General features: G+C 61.4%; 22 protein-coding genes. 9 read left to right on the forward strand and 13 right to left on the reverse strand.

Going from position 1 to position 20339, the window contains the following annotated elements:
- Positions 1-92: 92 nt before the first annotated feature.
- The gene (locus Q8O80_RS21605; protein WP_347946574.1) at positions 93-374 is read left to right on the forward strand and encodes an Arm DNA-binding domain-containing protein; all 282 of its coding nucleotides are present in this window, start codon (positions 93-95) and stop codon (positions 372-374) included.
- A gap of 43 nt (positions 375-417) precedes the next feature.
- On the opposite strand, the gene Q8O80_RS14250 is transcribed toward Q8O80_RS21605, so the two are convergent.
- The 4 genes from Q8O80_RS14250 to Q8O80_RS14265 all read right to left on the reverse strand — a co-directional run bounded on the left by Q8O80_RS14250 (position 418) and on the right by Q8O80_RS14265 (position 2284).
- Entirely contained in the window at positions 418-894 is a 477-nt protein-coding gene (locus Q8O80_RS14250) for a hypothetical protein (protein WP_305580358.1), read from the reverse strand.
- Positions 895-902: 8 nt separating this feature from the next.
- The gene (locus Q8O80_RS14255) at positions 903-1367 is read right to left on the reverse strand and encodes a hypothetical protein (protein ID WP_305580359.1); all 465 of its coding nucleotides are present in this window, start codon (positions 1365-1367) and stop codon (positions 903-905) included.
- Between the two features lie 66 nt (positions 1368-1433).
- Positions 1434-1790, reverse strand: coding sequence for a hypothetical protein (locus Q8O80_RS14260; protein WP_305580361.1), 357 nt, complete (start codon positions 1788-1790; stop codon positions 1434-1436).
- Entirely contained in the window at positions 1787-2284 is a 498-nt protein-coding gene (locus Q8O80_RS14265; protein WP_305580363.1) for a hypothetical protein, read from the reverse strand. The genes Q8O80_RS14260 and Q8O80_RS14265 overlap by 4 nt, the downstream gene beginning before the upstream one ends.
- A gap of 549 nt (positions 2285-2833) precedes the next feature.
- Between Q8O80_RS14265 and Q8O80_RS14270 the strand changes: the two genes are divergently transcribed.
- On the forward strand, positions 2834-3580 hold the full coding sequence (locus Q8O80_RS14270; protein WP_305580365.1) for an SDR family NAD(P)-dependent oxidoreductase: 747 nt from the start codon (positions 2834-2836) through the stop codon (positions 3578-3580).
- A gap of 106 nt (positions 3581-3686) precedes the next feature.
- On the opposite strand, the gene Q8O80_RS14275 is transcribed toward Q8O80_RS14270, so the two are convergent.
- Positions 3687-3854: a hypothetical protein gene (locus tag Q8O80_RS14275; protein ID WP_305580367.1), complete on the reverse strand. Its 168-nt coding sequence runs from the start codon at positions 3852-3854 to the stop codon at positions 3687-3689.
- Between the two features lie 179 nt (positions 3855-4033).
- Here Q8O80_RS14275 and uxaC point away from each other — a divergent pair, with 179 nt between their 5' ends.
- Positions 4034-5476, forward strand: a complete 1443-nt coding sequence (uxaC, locus tag Q8O80_RS14280; RefSeq protein WP_371136212.1) for a glucuronate isomerase — start codon at positions 4034-4036, stop codon at positions 5474-5476.
- 69 nt (positions 5477-5545) lie between these two features.
- On the opposite strand, the gene Q8O80_RS14285 is transcribed toward uxaC, so the two are convergent.
- Positions 5546-5722 (reverse strand): hypothetical protein, encoded by a 177-nt coding sequence (locus tag Q8O80_RS14285; RefSeq protein WP_305580371.1) that lies wholly within the window; start codon positions 5720-5722, stop codon positions 5546-5548.
- Between the two features lie 213 nt (positions 5723-5935).
- Here Q8O80_RS14285 and Q8O80_RS14290 point away from each other — a divergent pair, with 213 nt between their 5' ends.
- Both Q8O80_RS14290 and Q8O80_RS14295 read left to right on the forward strand, forming a co-directional pair.
- Positions 5936-6787 carry an aminoglycoside phosphotransferase family protein gene (locus Q8O80_RS14290; RefSeq protein ID WP_305580373.1) on the forward strand — a complete coding sequence of 284 codons (852 nt, stop codon included), beginning with the start codon at positions 5936-5938 and terminating at the stop codon, positions 6785-6787.
- A gap of 130 nt (positions 6788-6917) precedes the next feature.
- On the forward strand, positions 6918-7424 hold the full coding sequence (locus tag Q8O80_RS14295) for a CAP domain-containing protein (RefSeq protein WP_305580375.1): 507 nt from the start codon (positions 6918-6920) through the stop codon (positions 7422-7424).
- On the opposite strand, the gene glpK is transcribed toward Q8O80_RS14295, so the two are convergent.
- A complete protein-coding gene (gene glpK / locus Q8O80_RS14300) occupies positions 7421-8908 on the reverse strand; it encodes a glycerol kinase GlpK (RefSeq protein ID WP_305580377.1) in 1488 nt (495 codons plus the stop codon). The two genes, Q8O80_RS14295 and glpK, sit on opposite strands and share 4 nt — an antisense overlap.
- 57 nt (positions 8909-8965) lie before the next feature.
- A complete protein-coding gene (gene glpD / locus Q8O80_RS14305) occupies positions 8966-10465 on the reverse strand; it encodes a glycerol-3-phosphate dehydrogenase (protein ID WP_305580379.1) in 1500 nt (499 codons plus the stop codon).
- Positions 10466-10649: 184 nt separating this feature from the next.
- Here glpD and Q8O80_RS14310 point away from each other — a divergent pair, with 184 nt between their 5' ends.
- From Q8O80_RS14310 to Q8O80_RS14325, 4 genes are all read left to right on the forward strand, one after another.
- A complete protein-coding gene (locus tag Q8O80_RS14310) occupies positions 10650-11585 on the forward strand; it encodes an AEC family transporter (protein WP_305580381.1) in 936 nt (311 codons plus the stop codon).
- Positions 11586-11690: 105 nt separating this feature from the next.
- On the forward strand, positions 11691-12290 hold the full coding sequence (locus Q8O80_RS14315; RefSeq protein WP_305580383.1) for a hypothetical protein: 600 nt from the start codon (positions 11691-11693) through the stop codon (positions 12288-12290).
- Between the two features lie 158 nt (positions 12291-12448).
- Entirely contained in the window at positions 12449-13378 is a 930-nt protein-coding gene (locus Q8O80_RS14320) for a 2-hydroxyacid dehydrogenase (RefSeq protein ID WP_305580385.1), read from the forward strand.
- A gap of 96 nt (positions 13379-13474) precedes the next feature.
- Entirely contained in the window at positions 13475-15121 is a 1647-nt protein-coding gene (locus Q8O80_RS14325; protein WP_305580387.1) for an alpha-glucosidase, read from the forward strand.
- Positions 15122-15223: 102 nt separating this feature from the next.
- Here Q8O80_RS14325 and Q8O80_RS14330 read toward each other — a convergent pair whose 3' ends face one another.
- The 5 genes from Q8O80_RS14330 to Q8O80_RS14350 form a co-directional block, all read right to left on the reverse strand.
- On the reverse strand, positions 15224-15520 hold the full coding sequence (locus Q8O80_RS14330; RefSeq protein WP_305580389.1) for a hypothetical protein: 297 nt from the start codon (positions 15518-15520) through the stop codon (positions 15224-15226).
- 87 nt (positions 15521-15607) lie between these two features.
- Positions 15608-16777 (reverse strand): M20 aminoacylase family protein, encoded by a 1170-nt coding sequence (locus Q8O80_RS14335; RefSeq protein ID WP_305580391.1) that lies wholly within the window; start codon positions 16775-16777, stop codon positions 15608-15610.
- A gap of 192 nt (positions 16778-16969) precedes the next feature.
- Entirely contained in the window at positions 16970-18181 is a 1212-nt protein-coding gene (locus Q8O80_RS14340; protein WP_305580393.1) for an ABC transporter permease, read from the reverse strand.
- Positions 18178-18921, reverse strand: coding sequence for an ABC transporter ATP-binding protein (locus tag Q8O80_RS14345; protein WP_305580395.1), 744 nt, complete (start codon positions 18919-18921; stop codon positions 18178-18180). The genes Q8O80_RS14340 and Q8O80_RS14345 overlap by 4 nt, the downstream gene beginning before the upstream one ends.
- Positions 18921-20108: an efflux RND transporter periplasmic adaptor subunit gene (locus Q8O80_RS14350; protein ID WP_305580397.1), complete on the reverse strand. Its 1188-nt coding sequence runs from the start codon at positions 20106-20108 to the stop codon at positions 18921-18923. Before Q8O80_RS14350 ends, Q8O80_RS14345 begins: the two co-directional genes overlap by 1 nt.
- Between the last annotated feature and the right edge of the window lie 231 nt (positions 20109-20339).

A 20339-nucleotide genomic window follows, 5' to 3' on the forward strand; every position in this document is an offset into this window, starting at 1 on the left:
GGCACCATTTCTCCTTTTCATAACTTCTCATGCCGTCACCTAAGCCATTGTCAATAAATGGTTTAGCCGAGGCTGGCTGCTCATAGCTCATCATGGAGCACCCCTGCTTCACATCAAGCTGGGGGTATCATTCGGGGGTACCGCCACATACCCCCAGAAGGGATACTCCCAATACCCCGTCTGAGTTCGGTGTGAAGGCTGCCAAGCCTAAGGAAAAATCGTACAAACTGGCCGATAGCGGCGGGTTGTATCTCTTGGCCCAGCCCAACGGCTCCAAACTGTGGCGCCTCAAGTATCGATATGCCGAAAAGGAGCAAGCACTAGAAGTCTGCCGTGAAGCCTGTGTTCGCTCGGGGCATATGCGGACCGGGTAGTTCACCTTTCTGGGTGTGCATTCCATAGACATCGCAGCGTTGACTAGAGCATGGGTGCACTGCCCAAAAATTCCACTTCAGCAAGAATGCCGCCGAGATAAAGATAACCTACCATCATCATCAGGATAGCTGCGCCGGCTCCCACCGGGCGCACCATGGTCGCATCGTGCAACTTGGCCTCTCCCAAAAAAAGGCCGGTAATAGCGGCAAATGATGCGGCCAGCGTGGCAATGAATTGGAACGTGTCGGGCTGTCCGCCAGACTCACTGGTGCCCAGCGAGAAGCCCCCCAAAAGTCGGATGATCAATCCGACAACAAATCCCACAATGCAGAAGCTAAGGACAAATAGGACCTCACTTCCAAACACCCTGGTGGCTTCGGCAGTTCTGGTTCTCACGAGGTTGTACAGTGAGATTGGGATCAAGACCAAGGAAACAAACAGCGAAATCGCGACAAGCGGAAGGAGGAACTCCGCGACATGTATCATAACGCTGATATATGAAATCCGGTCATCAAGCATAAGGACACCTATTCAGCTGTACATTGGGAGTTCAGATCAAGGCTGAGACGGCGGATGTTGACCGCCGCCTGATCGATCGCAGATTGGATACGGCGTTGCTTCAACCAAAACAGATCCTTTCGCTCTCCGCCGTTAATGGCGTTGGCCTCGAGTACAAGGCGGGTAAGTCGCGTCACGTCCTCTGCAGAGCAAGCGTCGGTCAGTGACGCGAGCTGGATGTTCCGGTCAAAGCCGCGCACTCGTCGGTCATGATCAACCCGCGCGTCATCGAATTCCACGACCTCGCTTCTTGTTCGGACTAGCTCGCGAACATGGTCCTTCCAGTCCTCGATGCGGCAATCCCTGCCTTCAAATGCAGGAACATCAGGCGACTGTGCAGCAAATACCGGAAAGTCAGTCTCTATGACGGGGCAGGCGGCGGAGGGGTAGGCAAGAAGGACAGTCAACGTCAGTATTGTAAGCAACCTCTTCACGTTTGCCTCCATGGAAACTTCAGGCGTTGCGGTTGGTGAACGACTCGCTGACAGCAGCCAAGTGGTCTAGGTGATAGCTTTGATGGCGGTGTTTGTGATCAAGTTGATGAGCGCCTTGCGGAAGAGCTCGATTCGGGCCTGCGCAATACCGGCCTCTGTAAGCGTGTGAAACTTCAGGAGTGACACTCGGCTCTTGATGAGATGAGTGTACTCTTCCCGATTGATCGTTCCCTCGGCGAGCGCTGCGGTCCACTCAACGAGCTTCTTTTGCGACGACTTCAGTTGTGCTTGTCCGTCGGTCGTGGCGTCCTCCACGAGCCGCCTAATCGCATCAGCGCCCAGATCGACGATTTTCTGGCCAACTTCCTCAGCGGCGCTATGCCAATTTGCGGCAGCTTGCTCGATGATCTCTTGCGGATTCACAGTACACCCTCCGGCGTTTTAAGTTCAGAGCAGGAACTTGCTTGTTGTTTGTTCACCTCTAGACAAATAATCAAATTAAAGGCTTCAGCGATAATTTCCTTGGATTGGTCGCGGAAATACTCCGATACACCACCTGGCTCTTCAATCTCCCAAAACGCAAAGTAACCACCCAACAAGGCCTCTGATGGGTCGCGCAGGAGCGCCCATTGCTCGGCGGCTATCTTGTTGTTGGGAATTCCAGCCGCGAATTCGTAGGCGGCGTCAATATCAACTAGAAGCTGGTCAACGACCTCTGCGTGAGTAGAAAATGACTCAGTTGAAAGTTGGACGACTGCCAAGGAGCGCGCTTTGAGGCCGGTCGCGAGCGTGTAGGCTTCAAGGCTGTAACCCGCAATTGTCGAGGTACACGCCGAAAGTACTGTCGCGGAGAGCATCAGTGTCAATACCCATACTACGGCTTTAGCGACACGAATCCATTTCTGAAATAATTTCAACTTCGTTCCCCCCAAGATAGACACGGCTTCTTAATAAGGCGCTCAACTGTGCAATTGAGTCAATGGGGAGAATTTAGAGGCGGCCTTCCGTTGTTTCTCCGGGGGCACATATGGCCAATATCGAATACGCGACGACATGACGATACGGAGGCACATCATCAATGCAGCCGGAGATTTGTATGCGGACAATGAGCAATGCTGGTCCATTTGTATGCATACAATCTGACGCTGGGTGGCGCGATGGTTGGCTCCACCGGCCACCCCGCTCCTGGTTAGGAGTGCCGAGAGGTCTGATCTAGACGGTCGAGGCGTTCTTGTAGCCAGTCCTGAACCGCCGACTCCACCCAGCCCACTCATTGGCTCTAAGCCGTACCCGCTTGGGGAGTTGGCCGGCAGCTTCTATACCGGCGCTCGCCGTCCACCGGACGCATCAGCGCTGCCCGGGGCTTGTCTGTTGCGGCGTCGCGCTCAACTATCCGATAGCGGGAATCGGAATGGTGCAATGCGCCCCGATGTGCCGTGCATTGTCCATTAGTGAAGGCGGATGCCATGAACCAGATTGATCTGCACGGCCAGGTGGCCGTTGTCACCGGCGGCGCCCAAGGCCTCGGTTTTGCCATTGCCCAACGCCTGGTCGACAGCGGCGCGCGGGTCAGTCTGTGGGATGTTGATGCCGACAGGCTGTCGCAAGCCACCCTGGCCCTGGGTGCTGCTGCTTCCTCCATGGTGGTCGACATCACCGACTATCCCGGACTGGTGCAGGCCCATGCCGCGGCTGAACGCGAGATCGGCCCGGTGTCCATTCTGGTCAATTCCGCCGGCATTGCTGGCTCCAATGCCAGCGTTGAGGATTACGACCCTGAGGAATGGCGCCGTGTGGTCGAGATCAATCTGAATGGCACGTTTTACGTCAACAAGGCCGTGGTCACCGCCATGAAGGCCCGCAATTACGGGCGCATCGTCAATATCGCCTCGGTGGCCGGCAAGGAGGGCAATCCCAATCTCTCGGCCTATTCGGCAGCCAAGGCCGGCGTTATCGGCCTCACCAAATCGCTGGGAAAGGAGTTGGCCAGGTTCGATATCGCGGTCAACGCCATCACCCCGGCCACTGCCAGGACGCGCATTCTTGATACCCTGACCCCCGAATTCATCGACTATATGCTGGTGCGCATCCCGCGCGGGCGCTTCCTCGAAGTCGACGAAGCCGCCGCCATGGTGGCCTGGCTGGTCAGCAAGGACAACAGCTTCACTACCGCCAGCGTCTTTGACCTCTCGGGCGGCCGCACCACCTATTGATGCCTGCTGCGGACGGCGCAGCCAAGGGTAGGGTGGGTGCTGATCCGCCCGCCGCGCCGCTCAGGGCAGGGATGGGGCCACGAATCTGGGCCGACAGGGGTCCGGACTACAGCAGTGTCGTCATCACCGTTGCCGCGACCACAACGATCGACACGGCGGTGATGCCAGCTGCCGCCAGCATGATCTGGACGTGCTGCAGCTGTCCGGTTTGGCGAGCGTGCCGCCGTGCATCGTCGAGGCTGTCAGCGGCGGAATGGATGTCGAGATGCGCCATTGTCAATTGTCCCCACAGCTTGCCGATCCGGTGCCGGATCGGTCGCCGGGCCGCCGCATTGCGCTGTTCTCACCCGCTGCCTGGCAGGGTAGTCCCAGGCCAATAAACGGCGAAATCCATGCTGCAAACGCGGTTAATGTACAATAAACGCCACCGGCCCAAATCTTGTATGGCAGATCATTGATTCCGGGCACGGATCATGGCAAACAAGCCCCATGACACACCTGCATCCAGATCGCCTGTTCCCCGCGTCCGAGCCTGCTCAGACCATTGCCCGCCAGCTTTATGCCGAGGTCCAGGGCCTCCCGCTGATCAGCCCGCACGGTCACACTGACCCGGCCTGGTTTGCCAACAATGCGCGCTTTTCCGATCCAGCCAGCCTGTTTCTGACGCCCGACCATTATGTGTTGCGCATGCTGCGCAGCAGGGGCCTGAGCTATGATGATTTGGGCGTGCCCCGCAAGGATGGCAGGCCGGTCGCCAGCGGGCGCGACGCCTGGCGCCTGTTCGCTGCCAACTATCACCTGTTTGCCGGCACACCCTCCAAGACTTGGGTCGATCATTCGCTCAGGGCGGCCTTTGGCATTGAGGAAGAGCTTTCAGCCCTGACCGCCGACGCCATCTATGACCGCATTGATGCTGCGCTGGCCACGCCCGATCTCCTGCCACGCGCCATTCTCGACAGCGCCAAGGTGGAAGTCATCGCTACCACCGAATTCGCCCTCGACACCCTGCCGCACCATCAAAAGATGAAGGCCGATGGCTATATCGGCCGCGTCCGCACCACCTATCGCCCTGATGACGTCACCGATCCCAGCCGCCCCGCCATTGCCGAAAACCTGCAGAAATTTGGCGAACTGGCCGGCGAGGACATCACCAGATGGGCCGGGCTGATCAACGCCCATCGCAATCGCCGCGACTATTTCCGCCAGCACGGCGCCGTCGCCACCGACCATGGTGTGCCGACGGCCAACACGGCAGATCTGCCGCTGGTCGAAAAGCAGGCGCTGCTCGACCGGGTGCTGGCCAGCAGCCACACCGCCGAGGATGCCGAACTGTTCCGCGCCCAGATGCTGACCGAAATGGCCCTGCTGGCTGTCGAGGACGGCATGGTCATGCAGATCCACGCCGGCTCGCGCCGCAATACCGATCCGCTGCTGCTGGCCGAACGTGGCACCGATCTGGGCGCCGACATTCCGGGCACCACCGATTACGTCAACGGCCTGCGCGCCTTGCTCGCCCGTTGCGGCAATGAACCCAATCTGCGCGTCATCATGTTCGTGCTTGATGAAACCACCTATGCACGCGAACTGGCGCCCATGGCCGGCTACTGGCCATCGCTGATGATCGGCCCTCCCTGGTGGTTCCATGATAGCCCGCAGGGCATTCGGCGCTATCTCGATCAGGTCGTGGAAACTGCCGGCTTCTATAATCTGGCAGGCTTCAACGACGATACGCGGGCCTTGCTGTCGATTCCGGCCCGGCACGATGTCTGGCGCCGCGAAGTCTGTGGTTTCCTTGGGCGCTGGGTTGGCGAGAACCGCCTCTCGCGCTCATCGGCCACCGATATCGCCAAACATCTGAGCTACCAGGCCGCCAAGGATGCCTATCGCATCAAATAGCGCGCGGCGCTGCTGTGCGGTCACACCTCGCCCCGGCCCTCGGTCGGGGTTCTTGTGTCGTGGTGCCGCCTAGGGCGATTTCCACAATACCGCGATCATCAGCACCAGCCCGGTGAGCAGCAGCACGATCAGCCCGCCAATCCCATTGCCGATCTGCCGCAACAGGCCGGGCCGCGCCTCCTCGGCAGTGATGATGTCGCTCATCGCGGTTCGTCGGTGCGGTTCATTGTAACCATGATGCGTCATAGCTAGTCCTCCCCAGCTATTGCTTGTGCATCTCCCACCATGCGCCCTCAGCCGCTAAACAAGCGTTGTTGGCGGGCGCTTTTCACGCAATATGCTTGATTTTGTGTCAAATGCGATTGATCGACCGCATGGCGCCGCCATATCTGATCAACTTTTCCGGCCTGATGCCGGTGCCAGTCGAATCCTTGCCACCGTTCTGCTCTAATGGCTTTCATGATGAATCAGTCGCCCATCGAAACCGCGCTCAGCCGCGCCATGATCCGTTGGTCCCTCACCAAGTCGACGCCGATTGCCGACACCCCAGGCAGCGCGCTGTTCAAGGTCGAGCAGAACGGCCGCAACTTTGCCGTGCTGAAAATTCTCAAGCCCGCTGCAGCCGAAGCGGAACGCCGCGGCGCCGAACTGATGAACTGGTATGGCGGCAATGGCGCAGCGACTATATTCGACATCCACGGTGATACCATCTTCATGGAATGGCTCGACGGCGGCACGCTGGGTGACGCGGTGCGCGCCGGCCATGATGATCAGGCGACCATTGCCATCTGCTCGCTGACGGCCAGCCTGCATGGCCCCCGTCCCGGTGCGCCCGAAAACCTGCTGCCGCTGCGCGCGCACTTTCAGTCACTGTTTGACACCGATATCCGCGCCTGGCCGTATACGGCGCGCGACCTGTTTGCCCGGGCCAGTGGCATTACGCTCAAGCTGTTTGATCGCCCCTCGGCACAGATACCGCTGCATGGGGACCTCCATCACGACAATATCCTGTCCGCCGATCGCGGCTGGCTGGCTATCGATCCCAAGGGTCTGCTCGGCGATCCGCTCTATGATCTGGCCAACATATTCCGCAATCCAGTTGGCATGCCCGATCTGGTCAAGGATCCCCGCCGCATTCAGGCGCTGCTCGACGCCTTCGCTGACCGGCTCGGTTACGACCGCAAGCGGATGTTGGGCTGGGCCGCGGCCCATTCCGCGCTGAGCGCCTGCTGGAATCTGGCAGCAGGCAAGTCGATTGCCGTCGATCTGGCCGCCTTGCCGCTGCTGCTCAGTGCCCACGATCAGGCTTGACGTCGCGACCGACCATTTTCATCATCTGGCAACCCCGCCTGCGCGACTATCTCACACAGTGGTGGCGGAGGCCGCGACGCCAAAACGCCGCAATTGTCCTGCCACAAAGCGCCATTCCGGAGTGTATTTGATGACGTTACTGGCCCGCCGCAGCTTTCTCGTTCTTGGCGCCGCTGCAATTCTGGCCGCTTGTTCATCGACTATCCCGGTATTGCCCAAATCGGCGAGCACGCCGGAGACCCTGACCGATGCGGAAATCCTGACGGCCATCAACGCCGTACGCGCGGCCAATGGAGCGCCGCCCTGGACCTATAATACGCAGCTGGAAAATGCCGCCCGGTCGCACGCCCGCCTGATGGCGCAGAAGAACACTCTCAGCCACAATCTGGGCGTCACCCTGCGCCAGCGTGTCACCGTCGCTGGCTATATCGGCGCCGTCGGCGAAAACGTCGCCAAGGGCTATAAGGATTTGCCTGCTGCAATTGAGGGCTGGATGAACTCGTCAGGCCACCGCTCGACCCTGCTCAACCCCAAATTCACCGAATTCGGCCTGGCTGCGGCCACGACCTCCAGCGGCAAGGTCTATTGGGCGATGATCGCCGGCGGCAGCTTCGCCCCCTGGCTTCGGGCAATCTAAACCGTCAGCGTCCGCCGCACCGCATCATCCCAGCCCTTGATCTTGGCGTCCCGCGTGGCGGCATCCATTTCCGGGGTGAACCGCTGGTCCAGTGCCCAACTCTGAGAAAATTCGGCCATTCCCGGCCAGACCCCCGCCTTCGATCCGGCCAGCCACGCCGCACCCAGCGCCGTGGTTTCAAGGATTTTGGGTCTGTCTACCGGCGCGTCCAATATGTCGGCCAGGAACTGCATGGTCCAGTCCGACGCCACCATGCCGCCATCGACGCGCAGCACCGTTTTCCCGCTCTCGCCCCAGTCCTTGCGCATGGCTTCGAGCAGGTCGCGCGTCTGGTAGCACACCGCTTCCAGCGCCGCCTTGGCGATCTCGGCCGGGCCTGAGTTGCGGGTCAATCCATAGATTGCCCCCCGCGCGTCGGCATCCCACCACGGCGCCCCGAGGCCGACAAAAGCCGGCACCATATAGACATTCTGGCTCGGATCTGCAGTGCGGGCCAGCGGGCCGGTTTCGCTGGCATGCTTGACCAGTTTCAGCCCGTCTCGGATCCACTGCACCGCAGCGCCGGCAATAAAAATCGAGCCTTCCAGCGCATAAATCGTCTGCCCGTCCAGCCGATAGGCAATGGTGGTGAGCAGGCGGTTCTTCGAGCGCACCATGTCCGTGCCGGTATTGAGCAGGGCAAAACACCCCGTGCCATAGGTCGATTTCAGCATGCCGGGCTCAAAGCAGGCTTGCCCGATACTGGCGGCATGCTGGTCGCCTGCAACCCCCAGGATCGGCATGGCCGCACCGAACAGGCTGGCCTCGGTGGTGCCGAAATCAGCGGCGCAGTCCTTGACCTCGGGCAGCAAGGCGGCGGGCACCGTGAATAGTGCCAATAGCTGCTCGTCCCAGCCATTGGCTGCAATATCGAACAATAGCGTGCGGCCCGCATTGGTGGCGTCCGTCACATGCGATGCGCCGCCGGTCAGCCGCCAGATCAGAAAGCTGTCAATGGTCCCAAATGCCAGTTCGCCCGCCTCGGCCCGCTGCCGCGCGCCCTTGACATTGTCGAGTAGCCACTTGATCTTGGTGCCGGAAAAATACGGGTCGAGCAACAGACCGGTCTTGTCGGTAACCAGCGCTTCATGCCCATCCTGCTTGAGCTTGGCGCAATAGGCCGCCGTGCGTCGGTCCTGCCAGACAATGGCGTTGTGAATGGCTTTGCCGGTCTGTCGATCCCAGATCAGCGTGGTTTCGCGTTGATTGGTGATGCCGATGGCCGCCACATCGCCAGCCGTGATCCTGGCCTCGCTCAGCGCCGTCTTGACCGCCCAGACCACGCTTTCCCAGATTTCCTCGGGATCATGTTCTACCCAGCCATCCTGGGGGAAAATCTGGGCGAACTCCTTCTGACCCACCCCGGCAATGCTGCGATCCTGCGCGAATACCATCGCCCGGCTCGAGGTCGTGCCCTGATCGATCGCCAGAATATATTTGGTCATGCTCGTCTCCTCCGCCTCCTTTGGCCCTCTCCTGCAAGGGGAAAAGGAAGCACCCCGCTACAGTGCCTTGCGCGCCATATAGGCTTCCAGCCGCGCCACATCCTCAGCACTAACCCGCAGCCCCAGCTTGGTGCGCCGCCACAACACGTCTTGTGCCGTTCGCGCCCACTCATGGGCAACTAGATAATCCACTTCGGCGGCATAGAGATCGGCGCCGAAATGCTGCCCCAGGCTGGCCAGGTCCTGTCGTTCGCCCAGCAGCAGGCGCGCCCTGGTGCCATAGAGCCTAGTCAACCTGTGCACCAGACTCTTGGGCAGTTCGGGGTAATCCTTGCCCAGCCGGCGCACTTCGGCGTCGAAAGCCAGGGGTTCAAAATCGCCGCCGGGCAGGGTGCTCTTCTTGGTCCACGGTTTACCCTTGGCCCCCAGCACCTCTTCGATTTTTTCCAGCACCGACTCGGCCAGCCGGCGCGAGGTGGTCAACTTGCCGCCAAACACATTGATCGCCGCGCCGCTTGCCGCATCGCCATCGAGTTTGAGCACATAGTCGCGGGTTGCTTCCTGCGCCGCGCTGGCGCCATCGTCAAACAGCGGCCGCACGCCCGAATAGCTCCAGTGGATATCGGCCCGCGTCAGCGGCTTGGCGAAATATTCACTGGCCGCGCTCAGCAGATAGTCGGTTTCGGCATCGGAGATTTTGACGTCCCTGGGGTCGCCCTCATAATCCTCGTCCGTGGTGCCGATCAGCGTGTAATCGCCCTCATAGGGAATGGCGAAAATGATCCGCCCGTCGCTGTTCTGGAAAATGTAGCAGCGGTCGTGCTCATAGAGTTTGTGCACCACAAGATGGCTGCCTTTGACCAGCCGCACATTATGCGCGCCGTTCTGGCCCATTGCCCCGGTGATCACCTCGTCCACCCATGGTCCGGCGGCATTGACCACCAGCTTCGCCCGCACGGTTTGGTGCCCGGCTTCGCCGTCCAGCTCGACAATCCATCCGCCCTGGTCCCGGCGCAGGCTGGTCACCTTGGTGCGCACATGCACCGTGGCGCCACGATCAGCGGCGTCGCGCGTGTTCAGTACCACAAAGCGGGCATCGTCAACCCAGCAGTCGGAATACTCAAACCCCAGCTTGAAGCCTGGCTTCAGCGGCTTGCCGGTAATGTCCTTTTGCAGATCCAGCGTCTTGGTCGGCGGCAGCAGGCGCCGACCGCCCATATAGTCATACATTGCCAGCCCGGCGCGCAGGATCACCGCCGGGCGCAAGCCCTTGTGATGCGGCAACACGAAGCGCAGCGGCCATATGATGTGCGGCGCGGCGGCCCACAGCACTTCGCGTTCCGCCAGTGCCTCATGCACCAGCCGGAACTCGTAGTGCTCGAGATAGCGCAGCCCGCCATGCACCAACTTGGTCGCCGCCGACGAGGTGCCCGAGGCGAGATCGTTCATCTCGGCCAGGGCGACCGAATAGCCGCGGCCCACCGCATCCCGCGCCACGCTGGCGCCATTGATGCCGCCGCCAATGACAAAGATATCGACACTGTCGCTCACGCGCATGGATTCCACCTTCTGTTGCTTTCGTTTCTACGCGTTTGCGTTTCGGATAGGAAGCGCAGAGTTTCGATTTTCTGCTTTGCATATGATCTTGCCCACGACCATGATCTACCATACCAGATCTGCATTGACCCCATTGGTGCGGCGGCGTAGGGCAGGGGGCCCTCCGGTCCCGGAACCCTCGGCCATGATCGCCATCGTCAACGTCATTTTGCCCATCTTCGCCCTGATGGGGCTTGGTTTCGGCGCCGTGCGTCTGAAACTGTTCCCGGCTGAGGGCATCAAGAGCCTCATCGCCTTCGTCAACAATTTTGCCACGCCCTGCCTGCTGTTTCATTCCCTGGTCACCAGCGACTTCGCCGCCGCATTCAATCCGGCGATCATCGGACCATTTTACATTGGGGCGCTGACCTGCTTTGTCCTGGGCATCGTCATTGCCCTGCGCGGCTTCGGCAACAGCCCTGGCGTTGCTGTTTCGGTCGGTTTTTCGGGCATGTTCACCAATACGGTGCTGGTGGGCCTGCCCATCATCCAGCGCGCCTATGGCGTGGACGCACTGCCCGTCGTGCTCTCCATTATCGGCCTGCACGGCGCCATCCTGCTCACCACCGGCATGATCACCATTGAACTGATGCGCCGGGACGGGGCCTCGCTCGGGCGCACCCTGGTGACTGCGGGCAAGCGCGTGGCCTCCAATCCGCTGATCTGGGGTATTGCCGCCGGCATGGTCGGCTATTTCGCTGGCCTGCAACTGATCGAACCGGCCGACGCCTTCCTGCGCATGATGAGCCAGGCGGTGGTCCCCGCCGCCCTGTTCGGCATTGGTGGGGCGCTCAATGAGTTCAAACTCTCCGACAATTGGCAGCAGGCGCTGATCGCCGCGCTCATCAAGCTGATCGTCCACCCCGCCATCGCCTATGTGCTGATGATCTGGGTGTTTCATGTCCCGATGGAAATCGCGCGCTACGGCATTCTGCTCTCGGCCATGCCTGCCGGGGTCAACGTCTATATCTTTGCCACCTACTACAATCGCGGTGTCAGCGTTGCCGCCAACACCATCCTGATCGCCACCATGGCGTCGGCGCTGACCATCTCTCTCTGGCTCTATATCCTCAGCCTATAGGCCGCCCTCGCCCCGGCAGCACCAATCACGATTGATGGTCTGTCGGAACTCTTCGGCATGCCAAACCATTCCCCGTCAGTGTTTTGCATAGCTGGCGGATATGATTTGCGCTTTGTTCTGGTCTTCCTCCTCACACTGCTCGCGGGCTCTTTCTCTCTGCCCTCGGCCGCCTCAGCGCAGGACGCTGCGCTGGATGATGCCGTGTTCGGTTTCGCCGGGCGCTACGTCAATGCCTATATCGAGGGATCGCTGGTGCCGATTAGTGCCAGGTATGAGGACAATTTTGTCCTCGGTGGTGGCTATCAGAAATTCGTTGCCGAACCGCTGACCGATCTGCATATGGGCCTTGAAGCGGGGCTTGCCTTGCGCGGTGGCAATATCGTCAGCGGCGAAGCATGGCTTGGTGCCGTGGCGCGCTATGACGGCTTCCATCTCGGCGAAAACTTGCGCATTTCGCCCGCCATCACCGTGGGTCTCAGCGCCGTCACCAATCCCATTGGCATTGAAGCCGAGCGCGCGCAGCGCCGCAATGCCGATCCAAGCCTGCTGTTCTTCATGGCGCCCGAGATTGCCGTCTCCACCGTCGACAATCCCGACATTGAGCTGTTCTACCGGGTGCAGCACCGCTCGGGTGCCTGGGGCACATTGGGTGGCATGGCCGACGGCGCCAATGCCCAGGTCATCGGCATGCGGTACCGCTTCTAGCCCCCGCCCTTCTGCTTTCGGAAACCCACCGCCCGTACCCAATTGCATCGGTGAGTGTACGCCATCCAGGCCAGCCATCGTTCGGGAGAACTATTTGCGCCGCTGGCCTCCGCTTGTATGGTACCGCCTTGTTCATCTCCCCTTGCCGTGAGCGCGCCATGACCATTGAAATTCTCCAGACCCACAAGCTGCTCGAGTCCTGCGAGGTGGCATTGGCCGAACGCTTCACCGTACACAAGCTGCACGAGGCGGCGGACAAGCCGGCCCTGATTGCCCAACTCGCCCCGCGCGTGCGGGCCATTGCGGGCGGCGCGGTCAATGCCGATCTCATCGCCCAACTGCCCGCGCTCGAGATCATTGCCAATTTTGGTGTCGGCTATGATTCCATCGACACCGCCGCGGCCCGCGCCGCCAATGTGCGCGTCACCAATACCCCCAATGTCCTCAACGACGCCGTCGCCGAACTCACCATCGGCTTGATGATCGCACTGGCCCGCCGCATTCCGCAGGCCGACCAGTTCGTCCGCCAGGGCAAATGGCCCACAGCCGGCATGGGCCTGTTCTCGGAACTGACGGGCAAGACCGTCGGCATTCTGGGTCTCGGTCGCATCGGCAAGGAAATCGCCGCCCGCGCTCAGGCCATGAAGATGCGCGTCGTCTATTTTGGCCGTCACCGCCAGGAGAGCGAGCCGCACATCTTCTACGACAATCTGCTCGAGATGGCGCGCGATAGTGACTGGCTTGTCGTCATCGCCCCCGGCGGCAAGGACACCGAAGGCATCGTCTCGCGCCAGGTGCTCGAAGCGCTCGGCCCCCAGGGCAACATCGTCAACGTCGCCCGCGGCACGCTGATCGACGAAGCCGCCATGCTCGACCTGCTGCAGTCCGGTGGTCTGGGCGGCGCCGCGCTCGACGTGTTTGAACACGAGCCCCGCGTTCCCGAGGCGTTCTTCGCGCTCGACAATGTCGTGCTCTCGCCGCACCAGGGCAGCGCCACCATCCAGACCCGCAACGCCATGGGCGCCCTGGTCGTGGCCAACCTCGCCGCCCACTTCGCCGGCGAGCCATTGATCAGCGCGGTGGTGTGACGCTTGAGACAGCCGCGCATGCCCGCCACCCGGCCACCGCACTGGAACTTTGTGCCTGATGCGCTTAGCTACAGGTATTGAATCGGGAGCGTGCAGATGACGGAATGGTGGCGCGGCGGAGTGATCTATCAGATATATCCCCGCTCGTTTCAGGACAGCAATGGCGATGGCGTTGGCGATCTGCCCGGCATCATTAACCGGCTCGATCACATTGCCAGCCTGGGGGTCGATTGCATCTGGCTTTCGCCCATCACCCAGTCACCTCAGGACGATATGGGCTACGACGTCTCCGACTATCGAGAGGTCGATCGCCTATTCGGTTCGCTGCAAGATTTTGACAGCCTGCTCGACCAGGCCCATGCCCGCGGTCTCAAGGTGATCATGGACCAGGTGGTGAGCCACACCTCGGACCGGCATCCCTGGTTCGAGGAATCCCGCCTCAGTCGCACCAATGCCCGGGCCGACTGGTATGTCTGGGCCGATCCCTTGCCCGATGGCTCCCCGCCCAATAACTGGCCCGCCGTGTTCGGCGGCCGCGCCTGGGAGTGGAACCCGACGCGGGGCCAGTATTACCTGCACAATTTCCTCGCCAGCCAGCCCGACCTCAACTTCCACAATACCGAGGTGCAGGAGGCCGTGCTCGACGTCATGCGCTTCTGGCTGGAGCGCGGCATTGATGGCTTCCGGCTCGATACCGTCAATTACTACTTCCACGACAGTAAGTTGCGCTCCAACCCGCCCAACAAGCTCAAAAACGAACACCTGCCCTATGCCGTCAATCCCTATGACATGCAGGAGCACCTGTTCTCCAAGAGCCGTCCGGAAAACCTCGACTTCCTCCGTCGCGTCCGCGCCCTGCTCAATGAATTTCCTGGCGCAACCTCGGTGGGCGAGGTCGGCGACAGCCACAAATCCGTGCAACTGATGGCCCAATACACCTCTGGCGGCGACACGCTGCATATGTGCTACGGCTTCGATTTCCTCGGTGACGAGTTCACTGCTGCCCATTTCCGCAGCCGTATTGAACAGTTCTTCGAGATCGGCCCTGATGGCTGGCCATGCTGGAGCTTTTCCAACCATGACGTGCCCCGCCACGTCACGCGCTGGGCCCCACACAGCCAGTCTGCAGCCGCGCTGGCCCGCCAGTCTGCCGCCTTGGTGCTCGCGCTCAGGGGGTCGGTCTGCCTCTATCAGGGCGAGGAACTGGGTCTGCCCGAAACCGATCTGCTGTTTGAAGAACTCACCGATCCGCGCGGCATCCGCTTCTGGCCCGAGGACAAGGGACGTGACGGCTGCCGCACGCCCATGCCCTGGGATGCCGGTGAGGCCCCAAATGGCTTCACCAGCGGCACCCCCTGGCTGCCGGTGAAATACCCCCAGTCCGCGCTCAATGTTGCCGACCAGAACGCCGATGCCGGCTCAACCCTGGCGTTTTACCGCACCATCCTGGCTTGGCGCAAAACCCACCCCATGCTGGCGCTGGGCGACATCGCGTTTTTCGATCTGGCAGAGCCCATTCTGGCGTTCCGCCGCAGCACCGATGCCGGTGTCATGCTCTGCGTCTTCAACCTGTCTGCCGATGACCATGCCCTTGCCGTCACCGGTCTGCCGCCGGGCACCCGGCTCGAACCCGTCTCGGCGGGCGCCGTGCTGCACGCCACAAAGCTGCAATTGGGCGCCAATGGCTATGCCTTCATCGCGTTGCCCTCCGCCAGCGCGGCCGCCTTCGCCGATCTGGCGTGAGCCAATAAAACAACCCCGACTGCGCCATCATGCGCCGGTCGGGGTCGGGTCTCTGCGGCAGCGGCACTGGTTGAACGGCCGATTGCCCAGTCTTGGCGCCGCCTAATAGGCGCGGCGATAGCTGCCGGGATTGAAGAACTGCATTTCCTCGGTGCCATCGGGCAGCCGCACATAGGCCCGGATGCACGTGCCCCAACGCTCGACGCGGACGGCGTCGACGCCACGCTCGCGCAGCATCTGCATGTCGTGCTCATTGCGGGCCTGCTCGTCAATTCTGATCTGGCCATTCTCTTCATAGCTGAAGCTGAGGGTTCCGCCCGAATCGGTGCAGAGCACGGCATAGGCAGGCATGGACGCCAGCAGCGTCAGGGCAAGGGCAGCAAGGCTTGTGCGTAACATGGTCTGGTCTCCGTTTGAGCTGAATTTTGCCCAATGATTGTGGCGCTTTCGCGCCGTGTCATCTGCCCATCAAATGGCGACAACAGCCTACCCGACCGGCAGCGCCCGCTCGGCCAGCCGCGCCCAGAAACTGGTGCCTACCGGAATCGCGGCGTCATTGAAATCATAGCTATCGGTGTGCAATTCGCTGCTGTCGCCATTGCCCAGGAAAATATAGGCGCCGGGGCGCTGCTCCAGCATGAACGAGAAATCCTCGCCACCCATGGATGGTGGTGCGTCGGTATCCACCCGCTGATGGCCGGCAACCTCCCCGGCCACCGCTGCCGCAAATGCTGTCTGCTCGGGCGCATTGACCGTCACCGGATAACCGCGCGCATAGCGCACCGTCGCCGTTGCGCCAAAGCTGGCCGCGAACTGCGGCACGAATTCGGCCAGCCGCTGCTCGATCTGGTCCTGCACGCCCAGGTCAAGCGTGCGCACCGTGCCGGTGATCTTGGCGCTGCGGGAAATCACATTGTCCGCTTCGCCCGCTTCCAGCATCGTCACCGATAGAACCGCGCTGGCCAGCGGATCGACATTGCGCGACACGATCGCCTGCATCCCCACAATCATATTGGCCGCCACGATGATCGGATCGATCGTGGTCTGCGGCCGCGCCGCGTGGCCACCCTGGCCGGCAATGTCGATATAGAACCGGTCGGTCGCCGCCATGATGCCGCCAGCGCGAATGCCAAAATGCCCCGTCGGCATGCCCGGCCAATTGTGCATGCCGTAGAATTCGTCGATCCCGAACTGCTCGATCAGCCGGTCGTCCAGCATCGCCTTGGCGCCCGCGCCACCCTCTTCGGCCGGCTGGAAGATCAACGCGATCCGACCATCGAAATTGCGCGTCTCGGCCAGATACTTCGCCGCGCCCAGCAGCATGGCCGTGTGCCCGTCATGGCCGCAGGCATGCATCTTGCCATCCACAGTGGACGCATAGGTCTTGCCGGTGTTTTCGGTGATCGGCAGCGCATCCATATCGGCGCGTAGCCCGATGGTGCGGCCACTGGCATTGACCCGGCCATGGATGATGCCGACCACGCCGGTGCCGCCGATGCCGGTCACCACACTGTCGCATCCAAACGCACGCAGTTTATCCGCCACAATCCCTGCCGTTCGCTCCACCGCATACAGCAGCTCCGGATGGGCGTGAAAATCCTGGCGCCAGGCGGTGATTTCGTCGGCAAATTCGGCAATACGGTTGAGAACGGGCATATTTGGTCCGGCGATAATTCTGGGTCAGTGTTGCTGACCCAATCCATGGCGTCAACACTAGCATGCTTTTGGTCGCCCATTGCCATGCGACAAAACCGGTCAGCCGGGTCGGCCGCAGCGCAGTATCAAGCGGACCTTTGCATAGGCCGGGGATCGGTCGTTTGCGCTCCCCGCCAAACCGTGTTCAGCAAGCTACTCGCGGCGCAGGGCTTCGATGGGGTTGAGGCGGGCTGCCTGGCGCGCCGGGAAATAGCCAAAGATCACCCCGATCACTGCCGAGAAGGTGAAGGCGCCAACCACCACCAGCGGATCGACGACGAACGGCACTTCAAGAATGCTGCCGGCAATGGCAGCCAGCCCAAGCCCCAACCCGATGCCGATAATGCCGCCGAATAGCGACAGCACCACGGCTTCAACCAGAAACTGCATCAGGATCTGACGTTCGGAGGCGCCGACGGCGAGGCGAATGCCGATTTCCTTGGTCCGTTCGGTCACCGAAACCAGCATTATGTTCATGATGCCAATACCGCCAACCAATAGGCTCACCCCGGCCACTGCGGCCAGCAGGCCCGTCAGGATGCCGGTAACGGTGGAGAGCATGGAGGCGACCTGTTCCATGTCAAAGACATTGAAATCATCCTCGGCTCCGGCGGCGATCTGGCGGCGTTCGCGCATCAGGCGTTCGATGTCGCCCACGACTTTTTCGGTCGAGAACCCTTCCCGGACGGCGACATAGATCATGTTGACATCGCTATTGCCGGCAATGCGGCGCTGAAATGTGCGCAGCGGCATGATGACGGTGTCGTCCTGGTCAGCGCCAAAGCTGGAGCTGCCCCGCGAGGCCAGCACGCCGACGATGCGGCAGGAGATCTGGCCGACGCGAATGGTCTCACCCAGCGGATCGCCGCTGCCGAAGAAATTTGCGCTGGTGGTGTCCCCGATAATGCAGGCGGCACTGCCTGCCTGCAGCTCACTTTCGTAAAAACTACGCCCTTGTTCGACAGGCCAGTCGCGGGCGATGAAATAGCGATTGTCGGTGCCGGTGACGGTCGAGGTGTAGTTTTTTGCCCCAAAGACCAGGGTCACTGAGCGCGAGGCATAGGGCGCCGCGGTCAGGGCGCCGGGGATTTGCTCGGCGACCGCGTCGACGTCGCGAATGGTGAAACTTGCCGAACTGGTGGCGCCCGAAGCGGGCCCGCCGGCGGCTTGCCCGGGCATGATCATCAGCAGGTTGCTGCCGAGTTGGGCGACTTCGGTGGCAACCCGCGCTGTTGTGCCCTGGCCCAGCGTGACCATGGCGATCACGGCAGCTACGCCGATCACCACGCCCAGCACCGTCAGCGATGAGCGCAGCGCGTTGCGAAAGATCGCCTGAATGGCCAGTTTGCCGGTTTCGAGGATCATTGCGCTACCCCCTTGGTCACGGTATCTGACTCGATCCGTCCGTCCCGGAAGCTGATCAGCCGTTCGGCATAGGCGGCCATGTCTGGCTCATGGGTGACCATGACAATGGTCATCCCCTCGTCGTGGTTGAGGGCAACCAGCAGTTTCATGATGTCCCCGGACATTACCGTATCCAGATTGCCGGTTGGCTCGTCGGCCAGCACCACATCGGGGCGGCTGACAATGGCGCGGGCGATGGCCACGCGTTGCTGCTGTCCGCCCGAGAGCTGCGATGGGTCGTGGTGCTCGCGCCCGGTCAATCCCACCCGGGCAAGGGCCTCCAGCGCCATTCGGCGCCGCACGTCACTCGGGATGCCCTGATAGATCAGCGGCAGTTCTACATTGTCGAGCGCTGAGGTGCGGGCGAGCAGATTGTAGCCCTGAAACACGAAACCCAGGAAATTGCGCCGCAGTAGCGCGCTCTGATTGCGATCGATATTGCCGACATTGACGCCACCGAACAGGTAGGTTCCGGCAGTGGGGGTGTCGAGGCACCCGATAATGTTCATGGCGGTGGATTTGCCAGAGCCGCTGGGGCCCATAATGGCGACGAACTCGCCGCGCTTTATCGTCAGGTCGATGCCGCGCAGGGCGTGCACTTCGGCTTCGCCGCTGCCAAAGACCTTGGTGATGCCGCGCAGCTCGATAAGCGTTCCGGCCGCCTCTTCTGCTTCAACGGACGAGACCGCGCGCGACGTCATCAATTGGGGCCCGCGTCAACGATAACGCGGTCGCCAGCGGCAATCGCGCCGCTGACAATGACCGTGAAGCTGCCATCGCTGCTGCCGGGCTCGATGGTGACGGGCTCCGCCTGATCATTGCGCAGCACCCAGACGGTTTTCTGTCCTTCGGTGTCGGCGGGCAGCGATTCCGTCATGGTCGGCGTGAAGCGTAGCGCCGCATTGGGCACGCGCAGCACGTCGGGGGTTTCGGCAACGGTAATGGTGGCCGTTGCGGTCATGCCGGGGCGCAGCAGCAGATCGGTATTGTCGACGGCCAGGATGGCCTTGTAGGTGACCACGCCATTGACGGTGAGCGGGGCGAAGCGCAATTCGGCAATTTCAGCGGGGAAGGTCTTGTTCTGGAACGCCTCGACGGTGAAATAGGCCCGGTCGCCTTCTGATACCAGGCCGATATCGGCCTCATCGATATCGACCTGCAACTGCATGCGCGCCAGATCCTCCGCCAGGGTGAACAGCGTCGGCGCGGAGAATGACGCAGCCAGAATCTGACCGATTTCGACATTGCGATCCAGAATGATGCCGTCAATCGGTGCGCAGATGCAGGCCTTGGCGAGGTTGGCCTCGTTGAGCGCCAGATCGGCCTTGGCAATCGCCACATTGGCCGTTGCGCTCTGCAGCGCTGCCGTTGCACGGGAAAAATTGGACTTGGCGCTTAGCAGCATCTGGTCGGAGGCCACGCCCTTGTCTGCCAGTTGCAGGGAGCGCTCATAGGCCTGGTCCATCTCTTCCAGTGTTGCCTGGGATTCCGCCAGCCGCGCTTCTGCCGCGTCAACATTGGCGCGGGCGCGGGTGAGGTTGGCTTCAAGCGTGGCCGTATCGAGCTGGGCCAGCACGTCCCCGGCTTTGACAATGTCGTTGAAGTCGAAATTGACCGCCCGAACCGTGCCGGACAGTTCGGTGGAAATCTCCACAACATTGGTTGGTTCCACCGATCCGGTGGCGGTCACCGTGACGGTGACGTCACCGCGATCAATGGCCTGGGTGACGTATTGCGGCGAGCGCTGGGCCCCCGTGCCCGGCCACCACAACCAAAGGCCGCCTGCGGCCAGCACCAGACCAGTCCCAATGATGACGGGCCAGAGCCACTTCCGTTTCGACGTGGACTGGCCGAGTATGGCTTCGATTTCGGCTGTTTTGCTTGGCACGCGGCAACTCCTGAGCCAGATTGGGGCGGGGCGTATCGCCAATCATCCGCCACCTTAGCAGCGCCCGCCGTCAGAACATTGATGTGGGTCAACTGCCGGGACGTCGGGATTTGGCCACGCCATATCTGCGATGGCTTCATCTCTGATGCCGGTCAGGAGTTGTAGCCTTGGCAACTCCCTGATGGCGCAACAATTGGGAGTCCGCGCTGGTCTTGGCCGCACGCTCGCTAT

Source organism: Devosia sp., assembly GCF_030689745.1.
GTDB lineage: Bacteria > Pseudomonadota > Alphaproteobacteria > Rhizobiales > Devosiaceae > Devosia > Devosia alba.

Bases quoted from the DNA above. Each gene is read 5' to 3' on its own strand.
- Q8O80_RS21605 (WP_347946574.1), top strand. From the start codon at position 93: ATGGAGCACCCCTGCTTCACATCAAGCTGGGGGTATCATTCGGGGGTA.
- Q8O80_RS14250 (WP_305580358.1), bottom strand. From the start codon at position 894: ATGCTTGATGACCGGATTTCATATATCAGCGTTATGATACATGTCGCG.
- Q8O80_RS14270 (WP_305580365.1), top strand. From the start codon at position 2,834: ATGAACCAGATTGATCTGCACGGCCAGGTGGCCGTTGTCACCGGCGGC.
- Q8O80_RS14275 (WP_305580367.1), bottom strand. From the start codon at position 3,854: ATGGCGCATCTCGACATCCATTCCGCCGCTGACAGCCTCGACGATGCA.
- Q8O80_RS14285 (WP_305580371.1), bottom strand. From the start codon at position 5,722: ATGACGCATCATGGTTACAATGAACCGCACCGACGAACCGCGATGAGC.
- Q8O80_RS14290 (WP_305580373.1), top strand. From the start codon at position 5,936: ATGATGAATCAGTCGCCCATCGAAACCGCGCTCAGCCGCGCCATGATC.
- Q8O80_RS14295 (WP_305580375.1), top strand. From the start codon at position 6,918: ATGACGTTACTGGCCCGCCGCAGCTTTCTCGTTCTTGGCGCCGCTGCA.
- glpK (WP_305580377.1), bottom strand. From the start codon at position 8,908: ATGACCAAATATATTCTGGCGATCGATCAGGGCACGACCTCGAGCCGG.
- glpD (WP_305580379.1), bottom strand. From the start codon at position 10,465: ATGCGCGTGAGCGACAGTGTCGATATCTTTGTCATTGGCGGCGGCATC.
- Q8O80_RS14310 (WP_305580381.1), top strand. From the start codon at position 10,650: ATGATCGCCATCGTCAACGTCATTTTGCCCATCTTCGCCCTGATGGGG.
- Q8O80_RS14320 (WP_305580385.1), top strand. From the start codon at position 12,449: ATGACCATTGAAATTCTCCAGACCCACAAGCTGCTCGAGTCCTGCGAG.
- Q8O80_RS14325 (WP_305580387.1), top strand. From the start codon at position 13,475: ATGACGGAATGGTGGCGCGGCGGAGTGATCTATCAGATATATCCCCGC.
- Q8O80_RS14330 (WP_305580389.1), bottom strand. From the start codon at position 15,520: ATGTTACGCACAAGCCTTGCTGCCCTTGCCCTGACGCTGCTGGCGTCC.
- Q8O80_RS14335 (WP_305580391.1), bottom strand. From the start codon at position 16,777: ATGCCCGTTCTCAACCGTATTGCCGAATTTGCCGACGAAATCACCGCC.
- Q8O80_RS14340 (WP_305580393.1), bottom strand. From the start codon at position 18,181: ATGATCCTCGAAACCGGCAAACTGGCCATTCAGGCGATCTTTCGCAAC.
- Q8O80_RS14345 (WP_305580395.1), bottom strand. From the start codon at position 18,921: ATGACGTCGCGCGCGGTCTCGTCCGTTGAAGCAGAAGAGGCGGCCGGA.